The following is a 22,673-nucleotide window of genomic DNA, read 5'->3' as shown; positions in this document are numbered from 1 at the left end:
TCACATCCGGAAGACGCCGAAGCCCTCGGCGCCTTCGATCGGTGCGGTGGCGATGGCCGACAGGCACATACCCACCACGGTGCGGGTGTCGCGGGGATCGATGATCCCGTCGTCGTACAAGCGACCGGACAGGAACATCGGCAGTGACTCGGCCTCGATCTGATTCTCGATCGCGGCGCGCATCGCCTCGTCTGCAGCCTCGTCGAACGCCTGGCCTCGGGCTTCGGCTGCGGCGCGGCCGACGATCGAGATGACCCCCGCGAGTTGTGCGCCGCCCATCACCGCGGAGCGCGCACTCGGCCAGGCGAAGAGGAAACGTGGGTCGAAGGCGCGACCGCACATTCCGTAGTGTCCCGCACCGTACGAGGCGCCGAGCAGGATCGAGATGTGCGGCACCGTCGAGTTGGAGACCGCGTTGATCATCATCGCGCCGTGTTTGATCATGCCGCGTTCCTCGTACTCGCGGCCCACCATGTATCCGGTGGTGTTGTGGAGGAACAACAGTGGTGTGTTCGCGCGATTGGCGAGTTGGATGAACTGGGCGGCCTTCTGCGATTCCTCGCTGAACAGGACGCCGCGGGAATTGGCGAGAATCCCGACCGGGAATCCGTGCAGCTGCGCCCACCCCGTGACCAGCGACGATCCGTACAGGGGTTTGAACTCGTCGAAGTCGGAGTCGTCGACGATCCGGGCGATCACCTCGCGCGGATCGAAGGGCCGCCTGAGGTCGTCGGGGACGATCCCGATCAGTTCTTCGGCGTCGTAGCGGGGTTCGAGCGCGTTCTGCACGGCCGCGGGGCCCTGCTTGCGGTAGTTGAGCCGCCGCACGATGCTGCGCCCGATTCGCAGGGCGTCGTGTTCGTCGACCGCCAGGTAGTCGGCCAGACCCGAGGTGCGGGCGTGCATCTCGGCGCCGCCGAGTGTCTCGTCGTCGGATTCCTCGCCCGTGGCCATCTTCACGAGCGGCGGCCCGGCGAGGAACACCTTGGACCGTTCCTTGATCATGACGACGTGATCGGACATGCCCGGGATATAGGCACCACCGGCGGTGGAGTTGCCGAACACGAGGGCGATGGTCGGGATGCCTGCGGCAGACAGGCGTGTGAGGTCGCGAAAGAGCCGGCCGCCGGGAATGAACACCTCCTTCTGCGTGGGGAGGTCGGCGCCACCCGACTCCACCAGCGAGATCAGCGGCATCCGGTTCTGCATCGCTATATCGTTGGCACGCAGATTCTTCCGGAGAGTCCACGGGTTGCTGGTGCCGCCCCGGACGGTCGGGTCGTTCGCGACGATCACGCATTCGACACCTTCGACGACACCGATGCCCGTGACCACCCCGGCGCCCACGGGAAATTCGGTTCCCCAGGCGGCGAGAGGTGAGAGTTCGAGGAACGGCGAGTCGGGGTCGATCAGCAACTCGATCCGCTCTCGGGCCAGCAGTTTGCCCCGCTCGTGGTGTCGGCGCACGTATTTTTCGCCACCACCGCCGAGCGCCTTGGAGTGCTCGGTGTCGAGTTCGGCGAGTCGAGAAGTCATCGCCTCGGCGGCAGCGTCGTACTCGGCGGATCCGGTATCGAGGGCCGACGCCAGCGTGCTCACCCGTGGTACCCCAATCGCTTCGCGGCGAGTTCGATCAGGATCTCGCTCGTGCCACCCCCGATGCCGAGAATACGCATGTCGCGGTACTGACGTTCCACTTCGGACTCGGCCATGTAGCCGAGCCCGCCGAACAGCTGCACCGCCTGGTGGGCCACCCATTCCCCGGCTTCGACCGAACTGTTCTTCGCGAAGCACACCTCGGCGATGAGGTCCAGGTCGCCGCCGACGGCCCGTTCGACGAGGGCTCGCGAGTAGACGCGGGCGACGTCGATCCGCCGCGTCATGTCGGCGAGGGTGCGCTGGACCGCCTGTCTGCTGATCAGCGGGCGGCCGAACGTTTCCCGGTCGCGGCACCAGGCGATGGTCAGGTCGAGGCAGCGCTGCGCACCCGAGTACGCCTGGGCAGCGAGGGCGATGCGCTCGGACACGAAGCCCTGGGCGATCTGGAAGAAGCCGGTGTTCTCGGCGCCCACCAGGTTGGTGGCCGGGACGCGGGCGTCGACGAACGACAACTCGGCCGTGTCGGAGGCGCGCCAGCCCATCTTGTCGAGCTTGCGGGAGACCGTGAAACCCGGTGTGCCCTTCTCGATCACGAGCAGCGAGACGCCACCCGCGCCCGGTCCGCCGGTGCGGACGGCGGTGACGACGAAATCGGCGCGGCAACCGGACGTGATGTACGTCTTGGCACCGTTGACGATGTAGTGGTCGCCGTCACGCACCGCCGTGGTGGTCAGGTTCCCGACGTCGGATCCGCCGCCGGGTTCGGTGATCGCGAGCGACCCGATGAGCTCACCCGCGAGTGTGGGCTTCACCCATCGGTCGATCTGGTCCGGATCTCCTGCGGCGATCAGGTGGGGCAGGGCGATGCCGCAGGTGAACAACGACGCGAACGCGCCACCGGAAGCGCCGGCCTCGTGGAATGTCTCGCACACGGTGAGGGTGTCGGCGCTGTCTCCCCCGGAACCGCCGACCTCCTCGGGGAAGCCCACGCCGAGTAGCCCGAGTGCTGCCGCCTTCTTGTGGAGTTCACGGGGAAGTTCGCCGTCGCGTTCCCACTCGTCGAGGTACGGCAGAACGTCACGGTCGACGAACCCGGTCACGGTCTCGCGCAGTGCACGTCGTTCGGGGGTGTTCCAGATGCTCACGTGTGGTCCTCCAGGAAGGTGGTCGGAATATCGAGGTGTCGGGCCCGCAACCATTCGCCGAGCCCCTTGGCCTGCGGGTCGAACCTCGCGCGGGAGGCGACACCGCGACCGAGGATTCCTTCGATCACGAAGTTGACGGCCCGTAGGTTCGGTAGCAGGTGGCGGGTGACGGCGAGTGGCGCAGTTTCGGGCAGGAGCGATTTGACGGTAGCGACAGTGAGAGTGTGTGCGAGCCAGCGCCACTCGTCGTCGCTACGAACCCACACGCCGATGTTGGCGTCGCCTCCCTTGTCGCCGCTGCGTGCGCCGGCCACCGCGCCGAGCGGCGCGCGCCGGGTGGGTCCGTCGGGGTACGGCGCAGGCAACTCGGGAGCGTCGAGTGGGTCGAGTGTCCGGGTCTGCCCTGCAGGGGGGACCTCGACGCGGGCGCCGTCGGGGAGCACGGCCACGTGGGGAACCTGAACGGCATCGACGTAGCCCGCGGTGTACACGCCGTAGGCACTGCCCGCTCCCGGTGGCGCGGTGAGGAAAAGGCCGGGATATCCCGCGAGTGCGAACTCTACGGCGGTGGAGGTGAATCCGCGTCCGGCAACCTTCGGATCGGGGTCGCGGACGGTGCAGCGCAGCAGCGCACTCGCGGCTTCCTCGGTGTCGGCGTCGGCGTGGTCGGTGCGGGCGAGTACCCATTCCAACTCGGCGGGGCGCGCGGGCAGGTTCGCTTCGATCTGACGTCGCACTAGGCGCGCTTTGGCTTCGATGTCGAGTCCGGTGAGGACGAACTCGGCCTGGTTGTGGAATCCGGCCAGCGCGTTGAGGCAGACCTTGAGGGTCGGCGGGGGTGCCTCGCCGCGCACTCCGGTGAGTTCGACGCGGTCGGGACCGACCTGGTCGAGGTGGATGGTGTCGATGCGTGTGGTGACATCCGGACCCGCATAGCGTCCACCCGTCACCTCGTACAGCAGCTGTGCGGTCACCGTTCCCACGGTGACGGCGCCACCCGTTCCGGAGTGCTTCGTTATGGTCGACGAGCCGTCTGCCTCGATCTCGGCGATCGGGAATCCGGGGCGGTCGAGGTCGTCCAGTTCGGTGAAGAACGCGTAGTTGCCGCCGGTTGCCTGGGTGCCGCATTCGATGACATGGCCTGCGGCGACAGCCCCCGCCAGTGCATCGAATTCGTTTCGAGCCCAACTGAAGTGGGCCGCCGCGGGACCGACGATGGCTGAGGCATCGGTGACGCGCCCGGTGACGACGATGTCGGCTCCCGCGTTCAGGCAGTCCACGATCCCCCACGCACCGAGATATGCATTCGCGGTGAGCGGAGGAGGATCGGTGGTCAGGCCGAGCTCGTCGACGCGGGCGATGAGGTCGTCGCCCTCGACGTGGGCGATACGCGGAGCGAGGCCGAGCGCGCCTGCGAGATTTCGAAGCGCATCGGCGAGGCCTGCGGGGTTGAGGCCACCGGCATTTGCGACGATGCGCACTCCGTTGTCCAGTGCGAGGCCCATGCAGTCCTCGGCCTGGCGCAGGAAGGTCTTTGCGTAGCCTGCGGTGGGATCCTTCATGCGGTCGCGCCCGAGAATCAGCATGGTCAGTTCGGCGAGGTAGTCGCCGGTGAGGTAGTCGAGCTCGCCGCCCTCGAGCATGTCGCGCATCGCCGACAGCCGGTCTCCGTAGAAACCGGAGCAGTTGCCGATCCGCACCACGGCGCTTCGCTGCCGGTTCACTGCGTTCCTCGGCCCTGCTCACGTCCGGTTCCCGGCGGGCCCGCAAAGGCCTGCGCGATGCCGAGCCAGGCCTCGGCGTCGGGCCCGTGGGCGACGAGCGCGGTGTCGGCGCGGTGCACGCGTTGTGTGACGAGCAGACAGAAGTCGAGAGCGGGCCCGGTCACCGATTGCGTGGCGTCGCGCGGCCCCCAGTCCCAGATACTTCCGTCAGGTGCGGTGAGTTCCACCCGGAACGGTTCGGCGGGTACTGCACGGTCGTGGATGACGAACGCGAAGTCGCGCGTGCGGACGCCGATGTGCGCGACACGCTGCAGGCGCGACGTCGGCCGGCGAGTCACCCCGAGGGCAGACGCGACATCACCTCCGTGCGCCCATGTCTCCATGAGTCGCGCGGTCGCCATCGAGGCCGCAGACATCTGCGGTCCGTACCACAGAATTTTCGTTCCCGCGGGGACCTCGGCGAGTGCGCGCGCAAGATCCCGGCGTACGGTGCGCCAGGTTGCGAGTAGTTCGTCAGGCGTGAGCGCCGCGTACTCCGAAGCTCCCCGGTCGACGAATGTGTCGATATCGGTGAGGTTCTCGATTTCGGCGATGAATGTGTCCGGATCGGTGATCGCGGTGAGCGCAGCGCGGTCGGTCCACAGCAGGTGACCGATCTGGTGCGCCACCGTCCATCCGGTTGCGGGAGTCGGACGACGCCATTCGACATCGCCCAGGTCCGCGACGAGTGCGTCGAGAGTGTCGCCTTCGGCGCGCAGGTCGTCGAGGAGCGAGGGCAGGTCAGCCATGCGCTCAGCATCACACCTCGGCGCCACTAAATCAAGCACTCATGATTGTTTTCTCCGCGGGAGGCCGCTCACCACGGGATCGCGCGCATCAGCGGGATCGGACGATCATGCGCAAAAGATCACCGGCGAGCCCCTCGAGCACGCGCGGAGGCCGCCACACGGCACGCAGTACCCGGGACAGATCGAGATCGTCGACCTCGACCACCCGCAATTGCCCAGACTCCACATATTCGGCGACGGCGAGGGTACTGAGCACCGCGGGCCCGACGCCGCCGAGTGCGCTGGTCCGCACCGCTGCGCCGCTGCCGAGTTCGAGCAGCGGGGCCGGCCGTGCGTACTCCTGCAGTGCGAGATCGAGCGTGCGGCGCGTGCCGGATCCCTCCTCACGAACCACCAAGGGGGTCGCGGCGAGTTCTGCCACGGTGAGCGGTCGACGGCGACGTGCCCACGGATGACCCGGCGCCACCACGACGACCAGCTCGTCGCGCGCCACAACCACACTGTGCAGGCCCGCGGGGATGCTGGGTCCCTCGACGAACCCGACGTCACATCCCCCGGCCGCCGCGATGTCGCATACCTGCATCGAATTGTGCACCTGCAGTTGGATCTGAACCTCGTCGTGCACCGCGCGGAACGCACCGAGCCACCGTGGGATCAGGTGTTCCGCGACCGTCATCGATGACGCAACGACGAATTCGGGATGATGTCCGGCGCTCAGCGCCGCGGCCGCGTCGAGGAGTCGATGCGCATCGGCAAGGATCTCTCTGGCCCAGTGCGCCACCACGGTGCCTTCCGGTGTGAGCACCGACCCGGACCGTCCGCGCTTCACGAGAACTGCACCGAGCTGTTTCTCGAGGCGCCGGATCGATCGGGTGGCGTTGGGCTGAGCAACCCCCACCACGCGTGCCGCGGCACCGAGCCCACCATGATCGTCGATACCGACGAGTAGCTCCAGCGCTGAGAGATCCGGCCATTCGGTCATACAGAAACGATATGTCAGACCACGGCCGCTGAGGCAGAATGCGGGCATGTCGTCATTCGATATCGAGCGAGCCCGGGAAGTTCTCGCCGCACAACCGTTCAGCACCCTGATCGGCGCACGCCTGTCCGCCTACGGCCCGGACGGTGTGTCGCTCGAGATACCGCTGCAACCCGAACTGCTCCAGCAATTCGGTTTCGCACACGGCGGCGTCCTGTCGTATGCGGCGGACAACGCACTCACGTTCGCCGCAGGCACCGCGCTCGGACCGTCGATCGTCACGACGGGCTTCACCATCGATTATCTGCGTCCCGCGCAGGGAGTCCTCGTGCGCGCCGACGCTCACGTCGTCGAATCCACGAAACGTCAGGCATTGTGCCGGTGCGAGATCGTCGTGGTCACCGAGGACGGATCCGAGAAGGTCTGTGCCGCAGCGCAAGGCAGTGCCCGCCTGATCGACATCTCACGCTGAGAGCATTATCAGGACCAGAGCGCAGCACCCGAGTGCTGCAACGGTGGCTGCGAGCAGCAGGTTGCGCCACAGGAAATAGATGCCGCTACCTGCGCCGAGCCCGCGCACTCGCGCGCGGTGACCTTCCCGCGAGGTGAACAGCAGCACCAGCACTGGCACCAGGCACAAGAGCCCGATCGACGCGACGACCGGACCGGGCCCGGGAACGAATCGCATGAAGCCCAGCACGATCGCGCCGAGCACCGCTTCGGTGCGCAACCACGCGAGCGAAGTGCGCTCGGGTTGCAGGCCGGGATCGTCGTGCCGCATGGGCGATCACACCACGAGTGCCACGGCCAGAACGATTCCCGCCACCGCCAGCAGTCCTGCGAGCAGATACGCGGCCCACGGGAACGGTAACGGCAGGCCTGAGCGCATGGCCTGCTCGACAGTGATCCATCGCATCACCGCGACGACCACGAACACGACGGCGAACCCGAGCAGGAGGCACGACAGCACCGTGCGCACCACCGGTTCGATGACGTCGCCTGCGAAAGCCTCGAGCGCCACCGCTGCGGCGATGAGACCGAGGGCGGTGCGAATCCATGCAAGAAATGTGCGTTCGTTGGCCAGCGTGAACCGCGGGTCGGGCTCGGTGCCTCCGCGCAGCATCCGTGGCCGTCGATCTCGTCGCGTTGAACTCACAGGGCGGACTCTAGTCCGGTCGGTTCCCGTTCACCGGTTCCCGCGCGGTGCTCGGTCGACGACCACATCCGTGCCACGCGCCGCCGCGGGACGCGACTTCAACGGCTTCTTCGCGGGCCCTTCGACCGGCACCCCGTCGAGCGCGAACTTGCTGCCGTGGCATCGACACACGATCAGGTCGTCCTCCACATCGGTGATGTTGCATCCCTGATGGGTGCAGATGGCAATGAAAGCGTGGAAGTCACCGGCCGTCGGCTGGGTGACGACGAGCCGCTTTCCCTCCAGGAACACGCCACTGCCGACGGGCACGTCGACCACTGCGGCAACCACCTCGGCGTCCGGTCCCGGAGGCGCGGTGGTGGTCGCGGCAGGCGCGGGCTGCTGCTCCGGCGAGGTCGGTGCGCCGCATGCCGTCAGAGCTCCCGCGGCAACTGCGGTACCCGCGCTCGACAACACAACCCGCCGGGACATCGAGGAGGGGTCGCTACTCATTCACACTGTCCGTTCCGATCGCTGACACACCCCGCTCAGGGTAGTCCCGCAACAGCGACAGGGCCGCGACCTGTGTCACCGCCGCGCCCTCATCGCGCGCGGCAGGCTCGCCGCCCGCGATGATGAGGACGCGGCCGGCGGTACGCCCAGTAGTTCTATCGCCGAACGGATCCGATGAACGGAAGTCTGCGGCGGCGCCGACCGAGGTCGACGAGCGCGGCCCGGTCCGTGATCTTGATGCGCGGACGACCGCTCACGCGGCCCGCGGCGCGTTCGGCGGCGTCGATTGCCCGCCACCCGTCCAGGTCGACGCGGTCAGGGCGCCGCTCGGCCAGAAGTGTGCCGAGACTTCGACGATCACCCTCCGGCTGTGTCAACCTTCCCGCGTCGAAATCGGCGAACAGCGCCGCCACGGTCTCCTTCGCGCACCCCTTGTTGGTGCCGATCACGCCGCTGGGCCCGCGTTTGATCCATCCCGTGACGTAGACGCCGGTTTCGACGCGGCCGCCGGTGTTGGGCACCACGGCCCGCTGGTCGTCGAACGGCAGATCGGGAACGGGCACACCTCGGTACCCGATCGATCGGAGCACGAGGCCGGCGTCGATCACCTCCACGTCGTCGGTCGTCCGCGCTACGAGCGCACCCTCGGAGTTCTCGACCAATTCGGTGTGCGCGATACGGACGCCTTCCACGCGGCCGGTGCCGAACAGCTCCTCGGGAGCGGTGAAATAGCGGAAGACGATGCGCCGATTCCCGTCCTGCGGTGTGCGCGCTGCGTACTCCCGTGCGAGCTGCACCCGCATCGCCACAGCAGGATCATGTGCCACGGCACGTTCGCCGGCCGCGTCGAGAACGAGATCGGACTCGTCGATGACGATATCCACACCGTTCAGATCACCGAGCGCGAGGAATTCGGGATTGCTGTATGCGGCCTGAACCGGTCCGCGGCGCCCGAGGAGGACGACTTCGCGAACATTGCTGTGCCGCAGTGCCTCGAGCGCGTGATCGGCGATGTCGGTGCGGGCGAGTTCGTCGACGTCCATCGTGAGGATGCGAGCGACGTCGATCGCGACGTTACCGTTGCCCACGATGACGGCGCGCTCCCCCGACAGATCGAAGGTGCGGTCGGCGTAGTCGGGATGACCGTTGTACCAGGCGACGAATTCGGTAGCGGCGTGACTGCCTGCGAGGTCTTCACCGGGGATACCGAGACGACGGTCAGCGGAGGCACCCACCGCGTACACCACCGCGTGGTGGTGCTCGAGCAGTTCCGCGTGAGTGAGATCGCGGCCGATCTCGGTGTCGAGGTGCAGGGCGAAGGCCTCGCGGCGGAAGGACCATTCGAACGACTCGGTGACGGACTTCGTGCCGGGGTGATCGGGCGCGACACCTGCGCGGACCAGGCCGAAGGGCGTCGGTAGCCGGTCGAACATCTCGACCTCGACATCGGAGCGTTCGAGCAGTTCCTGCGCGGCGTAGCAGGCTGCAGGCCCGGCGCCGACCACAGCGACCCGCAGGGTTCCGCGATCACGCGGGGCGGCCGGCGCCGGAGCGAGTGGACTCCAGCCGTCCGGCATGGGGTGCGTCCGGTAGTAGTCGGCGTTGATCTCGGCGAAACGGGTCTGGGATGGTTCGAGCTTGTCGTCCGGGAGGATCGCTTCGACCGGGCAGGCGTCGGCGCACGCACCGCAGTCGATGCAGGTCTGCGGGTCGATGTGCAGCATCTCCGCCGACCCGAACTGAGGCTCGTCGGGAGTGGGATGGATGCAGTTGACCGGGCAGACGGCAACGCAGCTCGCGTCGTTGCAGCACGTCTGGGTGATGACGTAGGCCATGTCGATGTCCTCGGAAGCGGGGCGGAACGACCGCCAGTTTCATGTAACACATGGTAACAGTTAACTGGAACTCTAGCCGCGCATCCGCGCGCTCCGCAAGACACGACCGGCCACACCGGCAGCAGGAAGTCGACGTCGGCGTTCCGATCCGAACACACAGCCCCTACGGTGGAACGATGACCCGCACCCTGATCCTGCTGCGCCACGGGAAGTCCGCATATCCGGACGACGTGGACGATCACGAGCGCCCCCTCTCTCCACGCGGCCGACGAGAGGCAGGTCTCGCCGGTCGATGGATACGAGCCGACCTGCCCGAGATCGACGCAGTGCTGTGCTCCGATGCGACGCGCACGCGCAAAACCCTCGCCGAGGCGACCATCGACGCACCCGTCGATTACCGCGCGGCGCTCTACGGGGCCACACCCGAGGACGTCCTCGGAGAGATCCGCTCGGTGGAGCCGAACATTCACACCCTGCTCGTGGTCGGGCACGAGCCGTCACTGTCCGAGACGGCGCTGATACTTGCCACCGACCACAGCAGCGACATCGCCCACCAACTCTCCGAGAAGTTTCCGACCTCAGCACTCGCGGTTCTCACCGTTCGAGGCAGCTGGGCCGACCTCGAGCCGGGCCGTGCAGAACTGACGAACTTCCACATCGCGCGCTGAGCCGCGCCCCGCACGGCGCGTCGAGCAGCATTTCCGCACAGCACCCAGAAACCACAAAGGTCCCGCCCTGAAGAGAGAGGGCGGGACCTTTGTGACTACGGCAGCGAACTACCGGTAGTCGTTGGAGTAACCGTAGTCATCCAGAGGCACTGCAGCACCGGTGTTCTGGCCGAAGCCGTCCGGCGAGTAGTACTGGTCGTCGTACGCCGGGATGGCGTACGCGGCAGCACGCGCTTCCTCGGTCGGCTGAACCTGGATGTTCCGGTACTTGTTGATGCCGGTACCGGCAGGAATCAGCTTGCCGATGATCACGTTTTCCTTGAGACCGATCAGCTTGTCCGAACGGCAGTTGATCGCCGCGTCGGTCAGCACACGAGTGGTCTCCTGGAACGATGCCGCCGACAGCCACGAGTCGGTGGCCAGCGAGGCCTTCGTGATGCCCATCAGGACGGGACGACCCGCTGCCGGCTCGCCACCTTCCTGGACCACACGACGGTTCGCAGCCTCGAACTCGCTGCGCTCGACCAGTGAACCGGGCAGGAACTCCGTCGCACCCGAATCGATGATCGTCACGCGACGCAGCATCTGACGAACGATCGTCTCGATGTGCTTGTCGTGAATCGACACACCCTGGCTCCGGTAGACCTCCTGGACCTCATGGACCAAGTGGATCTGAACCTGACGGGGGCCCATCACGCGCAGCACCTCGTGCGGATCGGCAGCACCTTCGAGGAGCTGCTGACCGACATCCACGTGGTCGCCGTCGCCGAGGACACCTTCGGTGCCGTCTGCCTTACGGATGACGTGCAGACGCTGACGCTTGGACAGCTTGTCGTACACGACCTCCTCGCCACCGTCGTCGGGGACGATCGTGATCTTGTAGAAACGATCGTCGTCCTCGAGGCGGATACGGCCGGACACGTCGGCGATCGGAGCCTTGCCCTTGGGGACACGGGCCTCGAACAACTCCTGGACACGCGGCAGACCGCCGGTGATGTCCTCGCCGACACCACCCTGGTGGAACGTACGCATCGTCAGCTGTGTACCGGGCTCACCGATCGACTGAGCGGCGACGATACCGACGGCCTCGCCGATGTCGACGAGCTTGCCCGTCGCCATGGAGCGGCCGTAGCAGGTTGCGCAGACCCCGGTACCGGTGTCGCAGGTGAGGACCGAGCGGACCTTGACCTTCTGGATACCGGCCTCGAGGAGAGCCTCGATCGCGGGATCGCCGAGGTCGGAGCCGCGCTCGACGACGACGTTCCCGGCGGCGTCGATTGCCTCCGTCGCCAGCGTGCGGGCGTACGTGCTCGTCTCGATGTGAGCGTCGCGAACCAGCTTGCCGGTCTCGTTGCCCTGTGCGTCACGCTCGGGCTCGGCGATGACCATCTCGATGCCGCGCGGCGTGCCGCAGTCGACCTCGCGGACGATGACGTCCTGCGAGACGTCCACCAGACGACGAGTCAGGTAACCCGAGTCGGCGGTACGCAGAGCGGTATCGGCCAGACCCTTACGCGCACCGTGCGTATTGATGAAGTACTCGGCGACGGTCAGGCCCTCACGGAACGAGGACTTGATCGGACGAGGAATGAACTCGCCCTTCGGGTTCGTCACCAGGCCCTTCATACCCGCCAGCGAGCGGATCTGGGTCATGTTGCCCGCAGCGCCGGACTTCACGATCGTCGGGATCGGGTTGTCGTCCGGGTAGTGAGCCTCCATGACCTGGCCGACCTCTTCGGTCGCTTCCTGCCACAGCTTGACGAGCGAATCGCGACGCTCGTCCTCCGACAGCTTGCCGCGGTCGTACTGCCGCTGGATCGAGTCGGCCTGACCCTCGTAACGCTCGAGGATCTCCTTCTTCTCCGGCGGAACCAGCACGTCCGACATCGCGATGGTGACACCCGAACGCGTGGCCCAGTAGAAGCCCGCGTCCTTGAGCTTGTCGACGGTCTGCGCCACCACGATCATCGGATAACGCTCGGCGAGGTCGTTGATGATCCCGGCCTGGCGCTTCTTCGGCATGATGTCGTTGACGAAGCCGTAGTTGATCGGCAGCAACTCGTTGAACATCACGCGACCGAGGGTGGTATCGGCGAGCCAACTCTCGCCGTAACGCCAGCCTTCGGGGAACAGCTCGTTCTCGATCTCGCGCGGCGGACGCTGGTGGGCCAGACGCACCCGGATCGGCGACTGCACCGACAGCACACCGCGGTCGACGGCCATGATGGCCTCTGCAGGCGACGAGTACACGCCCTGCTCCGCCTCGTCGGCCGAGGCAGGCTTGTACGCACCCACGGCGTCCTCGACGAGACGGGTCAGGTGGTACAGACCCGTCACCATGTCCAGACGCGGCATAGCGAGCGGGCGGCCCGATGCCGGCGACAGGATGTTGTTCGACGACAGCATCAGGATGCGCGCTTCGGCCTGAGCCTCCGCCGACAGCGGCAGGTGCACGGCCATCTGGTCACCGTCGAAGTCGGCGTTGAAGGCCTCACACACGAGCGGGTGCAGCTGGATGGCCTTACCCTCGACGAGCTGCGGCTCGAACGCCTGGATTCCGAGGCGGTGCAGCGTAGGCGCACGGTTCAGCAGAACCGGGTGCTCGTTGATGACCTCTTCGAGGACGTCCCACACCTGCGGACGCTGACGCTCGACCATGCGCTTGGCCGACTTGATGTTCTGCGCGTGGTTCAGGTCCACGAGGCGCTTCATCACGAACGGCTTGAACAGCTCGAGAGCCATGAGCTTCGGCAGGCCGCACTGGTGCAGCTTGAGCTGCGGGCCGACGACGATGACCGAACGGCCCGAGTAGTCGACGCGCTTACCGAGCAGGTTCTGACGGAAGCGACCCTGCTTGCCCTTGAGCAGATCGGACAGCGACTTGAGGGGGCGGTTGCCCGGACCCGTCACCGGCCGGCCACGACGACCGTTGTCGAACAGCGCGTCGACGGACTCCTGGAGCATCCGCTTCTCGTTGTTGACGATGATCTCGGGAGCTCCGAGGTCGATCAGTCGCTTGAGGCGGTTGTTCCGGTTGATGACACGGCGGTACAGGTCGTTGAGGTCGGAGGTCGCGAAGCGGCCACCGTCGAGCTGCACCATGGGACGCAGCTCCGGCGGGATCACCGGAACAGCGTCGAGAACCATGCCCATCGGCGAGTTGCCGGACTGCGCGAACGCCGCCACGACCTTGAGACGCTTGAGCGCGCGGAGCTTCTTCTGGCCCTTGCCACTGCGGATGATCTCGCGCAGGTTCTCGGCCTCGGCGATGATGTCGAAGGTCTCGATGAGCTTCTGGATCGCCTCTGCACCCATCGCGCCGGTGAAGTACTCGCCGTAGCGGTCCTGCAGCTCGCGGTAGATCAGCTCGTCCACGATGAGCTGCTTGGTAGCGAGCTTCGTGAACGTCGTCCAGATCTCGTCGAGGCGATCGAGCTCGCGCTGAGCACGGTCGCGCAGCTGACGCATTTCGCGCTCGCCGCCGTCCTTGACCTTGCGGCGGACGTCCGACTTCGCGCCTTCTGCCTCGAGCTCCGCCAGATCGGCTTCGAGCTTCTGTGCGCGAGCTTCGAGGTCGGCGTCGCGCTGATCGGCGACACCCTTCTTCTCGACCTCCATCTCCGCCTCGAGCGTCGAGAGCTCGTTGTGACGGAGCTCGTCGTCGACCGAGGTGATGACGTACGCAGCGAAGTAGATGATCTTCTCGAGATCCTTCGGAGCGAGGTCGAGCAGGTAACCGAGACGGCTCGGCACACCCTTGAAGTACCAGATGTGTGTGACGGGTGCGGCCAGTTCGATGTGGCCCATCCGCTCACGGCGCACCTTGGCGCGGGTCACCTCGACGCCGCAGCGCTCACAGATGATGCCCTTGAAGCGGACACGCTTGTACTTACCGCAGTAGCACTCCCAGTCCCGGGTGGGGCCGAAGATCTTCTCGCAGAAGAGGCCGTCCTTCTCGGGCTTGAGCGTGCGGTAGTTGATGGTCTCCGGCTTCTTGACCTCGCCGTACGACCAGTTACGGATGTCGGCCGCGGTGGCCAGACCGATCCGGAGTTCATCGAAGAAGTTGACGTCGAGCACGTAACTTCCTTTCCCCTGTGCGGGCCTTGTTGCTGCTAGTTGTCGCTATCGCTGCCGGGGCCCGATGCGGTACGCGTCCGGTGTGACTCGGTGGCGTACCGCATCGGTTCGGCTCCTAGTTCGCGAGGTCGTCGACCGTGGCCGACTCGTTGCGGGAAAGGTTGATGCCCAGGTTGGCTGCTGCCCGCTCCAGGTCCTCGTCGTCGCTGTCGGCCATTGCGATGGCAGCGCCGTCGCTGGACAGCACCTCCACGTTGAGGCAGAGCGACTGAAGTTCCTTGAGGAGCACCTTGAACGACTCCGGAATACCGGGCTCGGGGATGTTCTCGCCCTTGACGATCGCCTCGTACACCTTCACGCGACCCACCACGTCGTCGGACTTGATGGTGAGCAGCTCCTGCAGGGTGTATGCGGCGCCGTAGGCCTGCATGGCCCAGCACTCCATCTCACCGAAGCGCTGACCACCGAACTGGGCCTTACCACCGAGCGGCTGCTGCGTGATCATCGAGTACGGACCGGTCGAACGCGCGTGGATCTTGTCGTCGACCAAGTGGTGCAGCTTGATGATGTACATGTAGCCGACCGCAACCGGGTACGGGAACGGCTCGCCGGAACGACCGTCGAACAGCGTCGCCTTGCCGTCGGGGCCGACCATGACCTCGCCGTCGCGGTTCGGCAGCGTCGACGACAGCAGACCCGTGAGCTCCTCCTCGCGAGCACCGTCGAACACCGGCGTTGCGATGTTCGAGTCGGGCTCGGCGGCGAGCATCTCCGCGGGCAGATTCTGTGCCCACTCGGGGCGCGACCCGTCGTCGGCGACCTGCACGTTCCAACCGGCCTTGCCGATCCAGCCGAGGTGAGTCTCGAGGATCTGGCCGATATTCATACGACGCGGAACACCGTGGGTGTTCAGGATGATGTCGACAGGCGTGCCGTCGGGCAGGAACGGCATGTCCTCCTGCGGGAGGATCTTGCCGATGACGCCCTTGTTGCCGTGGCGTCCGGCGAGCTTGTCGCCGTCCTGGATCTTGCGCTTCTGCGCCACGTACACGCGGACGAGTTCGTTGACGCCCGGAGGCAGATCGTCGTCGTCCTCGCGGGAGAACACGCGGACGCCGATGACCTTGCCGGTCTCGCCGTGAGGAACCTTGAGCGACGTGTCGCGCACCTCGCGGGCCTTCTCACCGAAGATCGCGCGGAGCAGGCGCTCCTCCGGGGTGAGCTCGGTCTCGCCCTTCGGGGTGACCTTGCCGACCAGGATGTCGCCGTCGCGGACCTCGGCACCGATGCGGACGATGCCGCGCTCGTCGAGGTCGGCAAGGACCTCGTCGGAGACGTTCGGAATGTCGCGAGTGATCTCCTCGGCACCGAGCTTGGTGTCGCGGGCATCGATCTCGTGCTCCTCGATGTGGATCGAGGTCAGGACGTCCTCTTCCACGAGGCGCTGCGACAGGATGATCGCGTCCTCGTAGTTGTGGCCTTCCCACGGCATGATCGCGAGGAGCAGGTTCTTGCCCAGCGCCATCTCACCGTTCTCGGTGCAGGGGCCGTCGGCCAGAACCTGGCCGGCCTCGACACGCTGCCCCTCGTCGATGATCGGACGCTGGTTGGAGCACGTGCCCTGGTTCGATCGGTCGAACTTGCGCAGACGGTAGGTGCGGCGGGTGCCGTCGTCGGCCATCACCGTGATGAAGTCGGCCGACACCTCCTCGACCACGCCGGGCTTCTCGGTGACGATGACGTCGCCGGCATCCACTGCAGCACGCAGCTCCATGCCGGTACCGACGACCGGAGCCTCGCTACGGATCAGCGGCACGGCCTGACGCTGCATGTTCGCGCCCATGAGCGCGCGGTTGGCATCGTCGTGCTCGAGGAACGGGATCATGGCCGTCGCGACGGACACCATCTGGCGCGGCGAGACGTCCATGTACTCGACTGCGTCGGCACCGACGTACTCGATCTCCGCGCCCTTCTTGCGGACGAGCACGCGATCATCGGCGAACGTATTGTCCGTTGCGATCGGCGAGTTCGCCTGCGCGATGAGGAAGCGGTCCTCTTCGTCTGCCGTGAGGTAGTCGACCTCGTCGGTGACGATACCGTCGACGACCTTGCGGTACGGGGTCTCGATGAACCCGAACGGGTTGACCCGCGCGTACACCGACAGCGAACCGATCAGGCCGATGTTCGGGCCTTCAGGGGTCTCGATCGGGCACATGCGGCCGTAGTGCGACGGGTGGACGTCACGAACCTCGAGGCCGGCACGCTCACGCGACAGACCACCGGGGCCGAGAGCCGACAGGCGACGCTTGTGCGTCAGGCCCGACAGCGGGTTGTTCTGGTCCATGAACTGCGACAGCTGCGAAGTTCCGAAGAACTCCTTGATCGCGGCCACGACGGGACGGATGTTGATCAGGGTCTGCGGCGTGATCGCCTCGACGTCCTGGGTCGTCATGCGCTCACGAACGACGCGCTCCATGCGGGACAGGCCCACGCGGATCTGGTTCTGGATGAGCTCGCCGACGGTACGCAGACGACGGTTGCCGAAGTGATCGATGTCGTCGACCTCGACCGGAACCTCGACGCCGTCCGGAGCGGTCATCCAGTTCTCGCTCGCATGCAGACGCACCAGGTACTCGATGGTCGCGACGATGTCTTCTTCGGTGAGGGTCGATGCCTCGATCGGCTGGCCGGTGTTCAGGCCCAGCTTCTTGTTGATCTTGTAACGGCCCACGCGCGCCAGATCGTAGCGCTTGTCCTTGAAGAACAGGTTCTCGAGGAGCGTCTGTGCGCTCTCCTTCGTCGGCGGCTCGCCCGGACGAAGCTTGCGGTAGATGTCGAGGAGCGCCTCGTCGGTACCTGCGGTGTTGTCCTTCTCGAGCGTGGACATCATGATCTCGGAGAAGCCGAAGCGCTCCACGATCTGCTCGGTGGACCAACCGAGAGCCTTGAGCAGCACCGTGACGGGCTGGCGACGCTTACGGTCGATGCGCACACCGACGGTGTCGCGCTTGTCGACGTCGAACTCGAGCCATGCACCGCGACCGGGGATGACCTTGACGCTGTGCAGGTCCTTCTCGGTGCTCTTGTCGACGGACTTGTCGAAGTACACACCGGGCGAACGCACGAGCTGCGACACGACGACACGCTCGGTGCCGTTGATGACGAAGGTGCCCTTGCCGGTCATCATCGGGAAGTCACCCATGAAGACCGTCTGGCTCTTGATTTCACCGGTGTTGTTGTTGATGAACTCGGCAGTGACGAACAGCGGAGCCGCGTACGTCATGTCCTTGTCCTTGCACTCCTCGACCGAGGCCTTGACCTCGTCGAAGCGCGGGTCGGAGAAGGAGAGGGACATCGAACCCGAGAAATCTTCGATCGGCGAAAGCTCGGCGAGGATCTCTTCGAGACCACCGGCAACACTGCCGTCGCGGCGCTCAGCAGCCTTCGCGCGCCAGCGCTCCGACCCGATCAACCATTCGAAGGAATCTGTCTGTACATCGAGGAGCCCGGGAACTTCGAGGGGTTCGCGAATTTTCGCGAATGAGACCCTCTTCGGGGCTCCGGGGATTCCGGCTACTGCCTTGGTCTGGCTAGAGACTGCCAAGATGCGTCCTTCCAGCACCTCACGCGGGTCGCTCCAACCGGTGCGACCGCCGCTGTACCTGCTTCTTCATGTGGGGCGTTTCGGCTGGTCACAACCCGAACTGAAACCCCGCCGAAGAATCCGATGAAATCGCCCTAAGGGAACGATTCACGGGCTCACAGGTCGAGGTGTGGACAGGAGGCAGCCAGCGCAAAGAACCAACTTACACTGAACACACGAAAATGTCCACGGGTGCGTCAAAGAAACCTGGAGGCGACGTAACTGAGTCGGTATCGCACAGGCGTACCGATAGAGTGACGTCTCACGTCGTTCACGTCAAGAGCCATCGGTCACCGGTGTCCCACCCGCAACAGGCCTACCGACCGGGTGCGCCGGGCCTACTGATCACGGATCTCGGAGACCAGCCAGCGACCATCCGCCTTCTCCATCCGCACCAGCAATGGCGCTGCCGCACTCCCCTGCGCCACCCCGTCACCGGTCGCGCTCACGTTGATGTACGCAGCGACCTCGGCCTTGGACTCGTCGATCATCCGTGCTCCGATGTGCGCCACAGTCACCTCCGTCACGGTCCGGGTCTGCACGGCGGCCTCCTTGGTGACCTGGGCAGTCGAGTCGAATTCCTCGCGGCGTTCGTCGGTGAGCAGTTCGCGGATCTCGGCGAAATCCTCGTCGATCGTCTCGAAGTTGTACCCGTGCATCGCCTCGATCGCGTACGCGGCGGCCTCGGTCACCGCGGCGGTCTCCGCCCGGTCGACCCACGCAACACTTCCGTCCGACGTTCCGGGCCGGAAGGCCGCGACCACCGCGAGCGCACCCAGCAGGACGGCGACCACCGCCACTGCGAGCACCGACATCCGGCTCGGTCCCGATCTTTGCCGGCCATCGGGCTGGTGCGGTGGGTACATCTGATGGGAGGCGTCGGCATGCAACCGGTCATAGGTCTGCAGCGGGGTCTCGCCCGGACTCGGGGCGGAAATCTTTTCAGGATCGACCGTCTCGTCCGGCCCGGCCTTCGCGTCCGGCCCAGCCTTCTTGTCGGCGCCGTCCGGCCGGGCCGAGTCGACCGCGCTGTCGGAGCTGGCGGAGCTGTCAGTGGCCGGACCGGTCGAGGCGGACACGTCGACCTGCTCGACGCGATCGGCTTCGCGACTCGAAGACGCTGGGCTCGAAGAAACTGGGCTCGAAGAAACCGGGCTCGAAGAATCCGGGTTCGAAGAATCCGGGTTCGGGGTGACCGCGTCGGTACTCGGCTCAGGCCTGGTACGGGACGCGCCGGCGATCTTCGGTCGACGGCGCGGCGGCCCGGGGTTGCGTCGCTGCGGTGGCACTACACGTTCTCCTTCGTCGGCTCGCTACTGTCACTGCTCGTCGAGCCGTCACTGCTGGTCGAGACGTTGCTGCAGATGGGGACGTTGTTGCAGGTCACGGCGTTGCGGCACCCTCGGGTACCGGAGCGGGCTCTGCCGGCGCCGGCTCTCCCGGTACAGGCTCGGAGGGAGCAGGCTGTGTGCCCGCGGTCGGGCCCTCCTCCATCGCGACCGACCCGAGCGGCTCGATCGTCACCGCTTTCCAGACGTCGCCGTCCTTCGCCATCGACGCGTTCACCGAGACCTTGTTGACCACGTAGTTCTCGGGAGTGGTCGTGCGCACCGCGAGCACGACGAGTGCCTTTGCCACGTCGTCGTCGGTATTCAGTTCGGTCAAGGATCCGAAGAGCACCTCCGCCGACATGCTGGTGCCGGTCGCAGTGACCTGGTCGCGGATCTGTTGTTCGGTCGCGGCGAGATCGCCCAGCAGCGCGTCGCCGGTGATCGACGAGCGCATGTTGTCGAGCGACGCATCCACATCCTGCGCATCGACACTGTTGAGGTTGATCGTTGCCTGGAACGCCCCGGCCAACGCGGCATCGCGCGTTTCGGCCACCGAACGATCGACGATCAGTGCCTTCGCCCATCCGAATCCGAACCACACGACGGCCACGAGGGCGACCACCGCCAGAGCGCTCACGATCGACAGGGCGACAGTTCTTGCTCTCACTCCAATAACCTACTCACTGCTCATTTCGGGGTGACTCCGAGAAGCGGCGCCAACTGCGTCGCTATCGGATTCAGGTTCAGCTTGTCGGGGTCCTTCTTCGGGATGAAATCCCACGGCTGGATGGTCGCGGGATCGGCGAACACGATCCGGTTCGCACTGCGCACACCCGTCACGCTGCCTTGCGGCGCCTCGCACGACGCTTCCGTGTTGAACGGGAAGTCCTGCTGGTGATCGTCGAAGTTCGGATTCTCCGCGCGCATCTGCTCGATGATCTCGTACGTTCCCTCGTATCCCAGGGTGCACGACGGCGGGTTGTTCGTCTCCAGCACGATGCCCTGCCTCACCGTACCGTCGCCGGGGGCGACGGTACCGGCGCTGGCCGCCACAGCCGGAAGAAACGCGAGCAGTGGCTGCAGTGCGATCGCCTGCGGCGCAAGAGTCTCACCGAGCGCAGCGAGGTTGGTCAGGTCAGCGGTGAGTCCCGGACCTGAATCCGCGATCAGTCGGTCCAGCTCATCGCTCGCAGAGGTTCCGGCTTCGATGAGCCTGCGGATGTCGGGGTCGCTGTCGCGCAGTTGAGCGGTGATCAGGTCGAGATCGGAGCTGAACTGCTCGATTGCGGACGACTGCTCGGACTGGGTGTCGAGCACGGTCAGGCTGTCCCGGATCAACGTGACGGTCTGCGGCAGGTATTCGACACCCGATTCACTGAGCTGGGCGAGCGAGTCGACGAGAATCTGCAGCTCGTCGCCTCGACCGTCGAACGCCGCGCCGAGTTCGGTGACGACGGTGTGCAGTGCCTCCTTCGGCACCGAACGCGTCAGCTCGTTCGTACTCACCAGCAGGTCTTCGACCGGCACCGGAAGATCGTCGGCCGTCGATTCGATGACCGATCCCTCGACCAGGTACGGGCCTTGGTCGGTGGGTGGTCGTAGGTCGACGTACTGTTCACCGATCGCGGATCGGTTCGCGACCACGGCCCGAGCCGATGCCGGGATCTGCGGCCCGCCGTCGTCGAGATTCAACTCGACATCGATACCGTCGGCGGTGAGCGAGAGAGTGCCCACCCGCCCGACCGGTACGCCTCGGTAGGTGACCTCCGCATTCTCGAACACACCGCCCGAACTCGGGAATTGGGCGTTGACGGTGTACTGGCCGAAGCCCATGAGATTGTCGAGCCGAACGTAACGGGCGCCCACGTACACCACGCCCAGCAGCGCGATGACGACGAAGGCCACGAGCTGAATCCTCACCAACCGCGATCTCATCTGCCACCCCCGATTCCGAGCTGATCCATCAGGCCCTCCAGCGGATTGGGCGGAGGCGGTGCGGGCGCACGGCTGCCGCCGGCCTCAGCGACCCCGGGGATCTCGACACCCTCCGGCAACGTGACACCGTCGGGAAGGGTCAGGAGGTCGGGCAATGTCGGTGCGGGCAGTAGCGGTACCAACGAGACCGTCGGCCACCCCACATGCGGTCCGTTTCCGTTGTAGTACGGGTTGGACGGGTCGACGAGCGGCTTCGGGTTCCCGAACTTCGGCTCTCTGTAGACGGGCTCGCCCTGCCCCACACCGAGTGAGGCGAGTGCGTCGCCGATCTGCAGGTCGACGAGGAGGAACAGGTTCATGGAACCGCCGACGATGATGTCTTCGACGCTGTCCGGGAACGGCACCGTCGGGATGAACGACAAAGACTGCACGAGATCGTCGCCCGACGCAGCCAGTGCCTGGAGAGTCGGGCGCAGCGCGAGCAGATCGGCAATGAGGTCGTCCTTGGACTGATCGAGGATATCGGTGCCGACCGTTCCGAGCCGGTCGAGCTGCACGAGGAGTTGCGTGAGCTCGGGTCGCTGCTGTTCGAGCACCTCCGTCGCCACCGGGAGGTCGTCGAGGATCGCGGCGACCTGCTCGTTCTGCGCTGCGACCCGCTCGGACAACGCGTCGAGGCCGTCGATCGCGCGGGTGATGTCGTCCCGCTGCTGGTCGAGTCCGGTGATCAGGGATTCTGCCTCTTGGATGAGGCTGCGTGTCGTGCCTTCCCGCCCCTCGAATGCCGTCGACAGCTCTTCGATCACGGGGGCGAGTTGACCGACACCGCCACCGTTGAGCAGCAATGACAGTGCCCCGAGGACGGGCTCGATCTCGGTCGCGTGACGTGTCCGTTCGAGCGGGATGGTGGCGCCGTCCACGAGTTCACCCGACGCGGGCTCGTCCGACGGCGGAGCGAGCTGCACGAACTTCTCGCCCAGCAGACTGCTCTGCTCGACCACGGCGAACGTGTTGGCGGGTAGGTCGGCTTCGGAGTTGAGGACGATCTCGACGTCTGCGGTCCATCCGTCCCCTGCCACGCCGATCGATTGGACCCGCCCCATCGGCACGCCGTAGACCTTGACGGTCGACTGCGGCACCAGATCGAGGACATCGTCGAATTCGATGGTGACCCGGATCGGATCGTCGCCGAGATCGGCGCCGCCGGGAAGCGGAACATCGTAGATGCCACCGCAACCCGCGACCGTCATCGCGACGACGCATGCCCCCACGCCGACGAGCGTCGAACGCGGCAGGCT

The 22,673-nt window shown here is 66.0% G+C and carries 17 protein-coding genes; 2 read left to right on the top strand and 15 right to left on the bottom strand.

Annotated features, from left to right (window positions below; genetic code table 11):
- The 5 genes from ACFWB0_RS10250 to ACFWB0_RS10230 all read right to left on the bottom strand — a co-directional run bounded on the left by ACFWB0_RS10250 (position 1) and on the right by ACFWB0_RS10230 (position 6,238).
- Positions 1-1,599 carry an acyl-CoA carboxylase subunit beta gene (locus tag ACFWB0_RS10250; protein ID WP_378490326.1) on the bottom strand — a complete coding sequence of 533 codons (1,599 nt, stop codon included), beginning with the start codon at positions 1,597-1,599 and terminating at the stop codon, positions 1-3.
- Positions 1,596-2,744 carry an acyl-CoA dehydrogenase family protein gene (locus ACFWB0_RS10245; protein ID WP_378490325.1) on the bottom strand — a complete coding sequence of 383 codons (1,149 nt, stop codon included), beginning with the start codon at positions 2,742-2,744 and terminating at the stop codon, positions 1,596-1,598. Before ACFWB0_RS10245 ends, ACFWB0_RS10250 begins: the two co-directional genes overlap by 4 nt.
- A complete protein-coding gene (locus ACFWB0_RS10240) occupies positions 2,741-4,468 on the bottom strand; it encodes an acyclic terpene utilization AtuA family protein (protein ID WP_378490324.1) in 1,728 nt (575 codons plus the stop codon). Before ACFWB0_RS10240 ends, ACFWB0_RS10245 begins: the two co-directional genes overlap by 4 nt.
- Positions 4,465-5,256: a TIGR03084 family metal-binding protein gene (locus tag ACFWB0_RS10235; protein WP_378490323.1), complete on the bottom strand. Its 792-nt coding sequence runs from the start codon at positions 5,254-5,256 to the stop codon at positions 4,465-4,467. The genes ACFWB0_RS10240 and ACFWB0_RS10235 overlap by 4 nt, the downstream gene beginning before the upstream one ends.
- An 88-nt stretch (positions 5,257-5,344) precedes the next feature.
- The gene (locus ACFWB0_RS10230; protein ID WP_378490322.1) at positions 5,345-6,238 is read right to left on the bottom strand and encodes a LysR family transcriptional regulator; all 894 of its coding nucleotides are present in this window, start codon (positions 6,236-6,238) and stop codon (positions 5,345-5,347) included.
- A 46-nt stretch (positions 6,239-6,284) separates the two neighbouring features.
- Between ACFWB0_RS10230 and ACFWB0_RS10225 the strand changes: the two genes are divergently transcribed.
- Positions 6,285-6,707 carry a PaaI family thioesterase gene (locus tag ACFWB0_RS10225; protein ID WP_378490321.1) on the top strand — a complete coding sequence of 141 codons (423 nt, stop codon included), beginning with the start codon at positions 6,285-6,287 and terminating at the stop codon, positions 6,705-6,707.
- On the opposite strand, the gene ACFWB0_RS10220 is transcribed toward ACFWB0_RS10225, so the two are convergent.
- The 4 genes from ACFWB0_RS10220 to ACFWB0_RS10205 all read right to left on the bottom strand — a co-directional run bounded on the left by ACFWB0_RS10220 (position 6,699) and on the right by ACFWB0_RS10205 (position 9,718).
- Positions 6,699-7,016, bottom strand: a complete 318-nt coding sequence (locus ACFWB0_RS10220) for a DUF202 domain-containing protein (RefSeq protein ID WP_378490320.1) — start codon at positions 7,014-7,016, stop codon at positions 6,699-6,701. The genes ACFWB0_RS10225 and ACFWB0_RS10220 overlap by 9 nt on opposite strands.
- Before the next feature lie 6 nt (positions 7,017-7,022).
- Entirely contained in the window at positions 7,023-7,358 is a 336-nt protein-coding gene (locus tag ACFWB0_RS10215) for a YidH family protein (RefSeq protein ID WP_378490354.1), read from the bottom strand.
- Positions 7,359-7,421: 63 nt separating this feature from the next.
- A complete protein-coding gene (locus tag ACFWB0_RS10210) occupies positions 7,422-7,883 on the bottom strand; it encodes a Rieske (2Fe-2S) protein (protein WP_378490319.1) in 462 nt (153 codons plus the stop codon).
- 155 nt (positions 7,884-8,038) lie between these two features.
- Positions 8,039-9,718, bottom strand: coding sequence for an FAD-dependent oxidoreductase (locus ACFWB0_RS10205; RefSeq protein WP_378490318.1), 1,680 nt, complete (start codon positions 9,716-9,718; stop codon positions 8,039-8,041).
- Positions 9,719-9,894: 176 nt separating this feature from the next.
- On the opposite strand from ACFWB0_RS10205, the gene ACFWB0_RS10200 reads away from it, so the two are divergent.
- Entirely contained in the window at positions 9,895-10,386 is a 492-nt protein-coding gene (locus ACFWB0_RS10200) for a SixA phosphatase family protein (protein ID WP_378490317.1), read from the top strand.
- Positions 10,387-10,494: 108 nt separating this feature from the next.
- Here ACFWB0_RS10200 and ACFWB0_RS10195 read toward each other — a convergent pair whose 3' ends face one another.
- The 6 genes from ACFWB0_RS10195 to ACFWB0_RS10170 all read right to left on the bottom strand — a co-directional run bounded on the left by ACFWB0_RS10195 (position 10,495) and on the right by ACFWB0_RS10170 (position 22,670).
- Complete coding sequence (locus ACFWB0_RS10195) at positions 10,495-14,466, bottom strand: DNA-directed RNA polymerase subunit beta' (RefSeq protein WP_378490316.1); 3,972 nt, start codon at positions 14,464-14,466, stop codon at positions 10,495-10,497.
- A 115-nt stretch (positions 14,467-14,581) separates the two neighbouring features.
- A complete protein-coding gene (gene rpoB, locus ACFWB0_RS10190) occupies positions 14,582-18,088 on the bottom strand; it encodes a DNA-directed RNA polymerase subunit beta (RefSeq protein ID WP_378490315.1) in 3,507 nt (1,168 codons plus the stop codon).
- Between the two features lie 359 nt (positions 18,089-18,447).
- Positions 18,448-19,188: a hypothetical protein gene (locus ACFWB0_RS10185; protein WP_378490314.1), complete on the bottom strand. Its 741-nt coding sequence runs from the start codon at positions 19,186-19,188 to the stop codon at positions 18,448-18,450.
- A 304-nt stretch (positions 19,189-19,492) separates the two neighbouring features.
- A complete protein-coding gene (locus tag ACFWB0_RS10180; protein ID WP_378490353.1) occupies positions 19,493-20,080 on the bottom strand; it encodes a hypothetical protein in 588 nt (195 codons plus the stop codon).
- 47 nt (positions 20,081-20,127) lie between these two features.
- Positions 20,128-21,375 (bottom strand): MCE family protein, encoded by a 1,248-nt coding sequence (locus tag ACFWB0_RS10175; RefSeq protein WP_378490313.1) that lies wholly within the window; start codon positions 21,373-21,375, stop codon positions 20,128-20,130.
- On the bottom strand, positions 21,372-22,670 hold the full coding sequence (locus ACFWB0_RS10170) for an MCE family protein (RefSeq protein ID WP_378490352.1): 1,299 nt from the start codon (positions 22,668-22,670) through the stop codon (positions 21,372-21,374). Before ACFWB0_RS10170 ends, ACFWB0_RS10175 begins: the two co-directional genes overlap by 4 nt.
- Between the last annotated feature and the right edge of the window lie 3 nt (positions 22,671-22,673).

The organism is Rhodococcus sp. NPDC060086, from assembly GCF_042730275.1.
Classification (GTDB): Bacteria; Actinomycetota; Actinomycetes; order Mycobacteriales; family Mycobacteriaceae; genus Rhodococcus.
The sequence above is the reverse complement of the archived record's forward strand: the minus strand, read 5'-3'. Positions and strand labels throughout refer to the sequence as shown.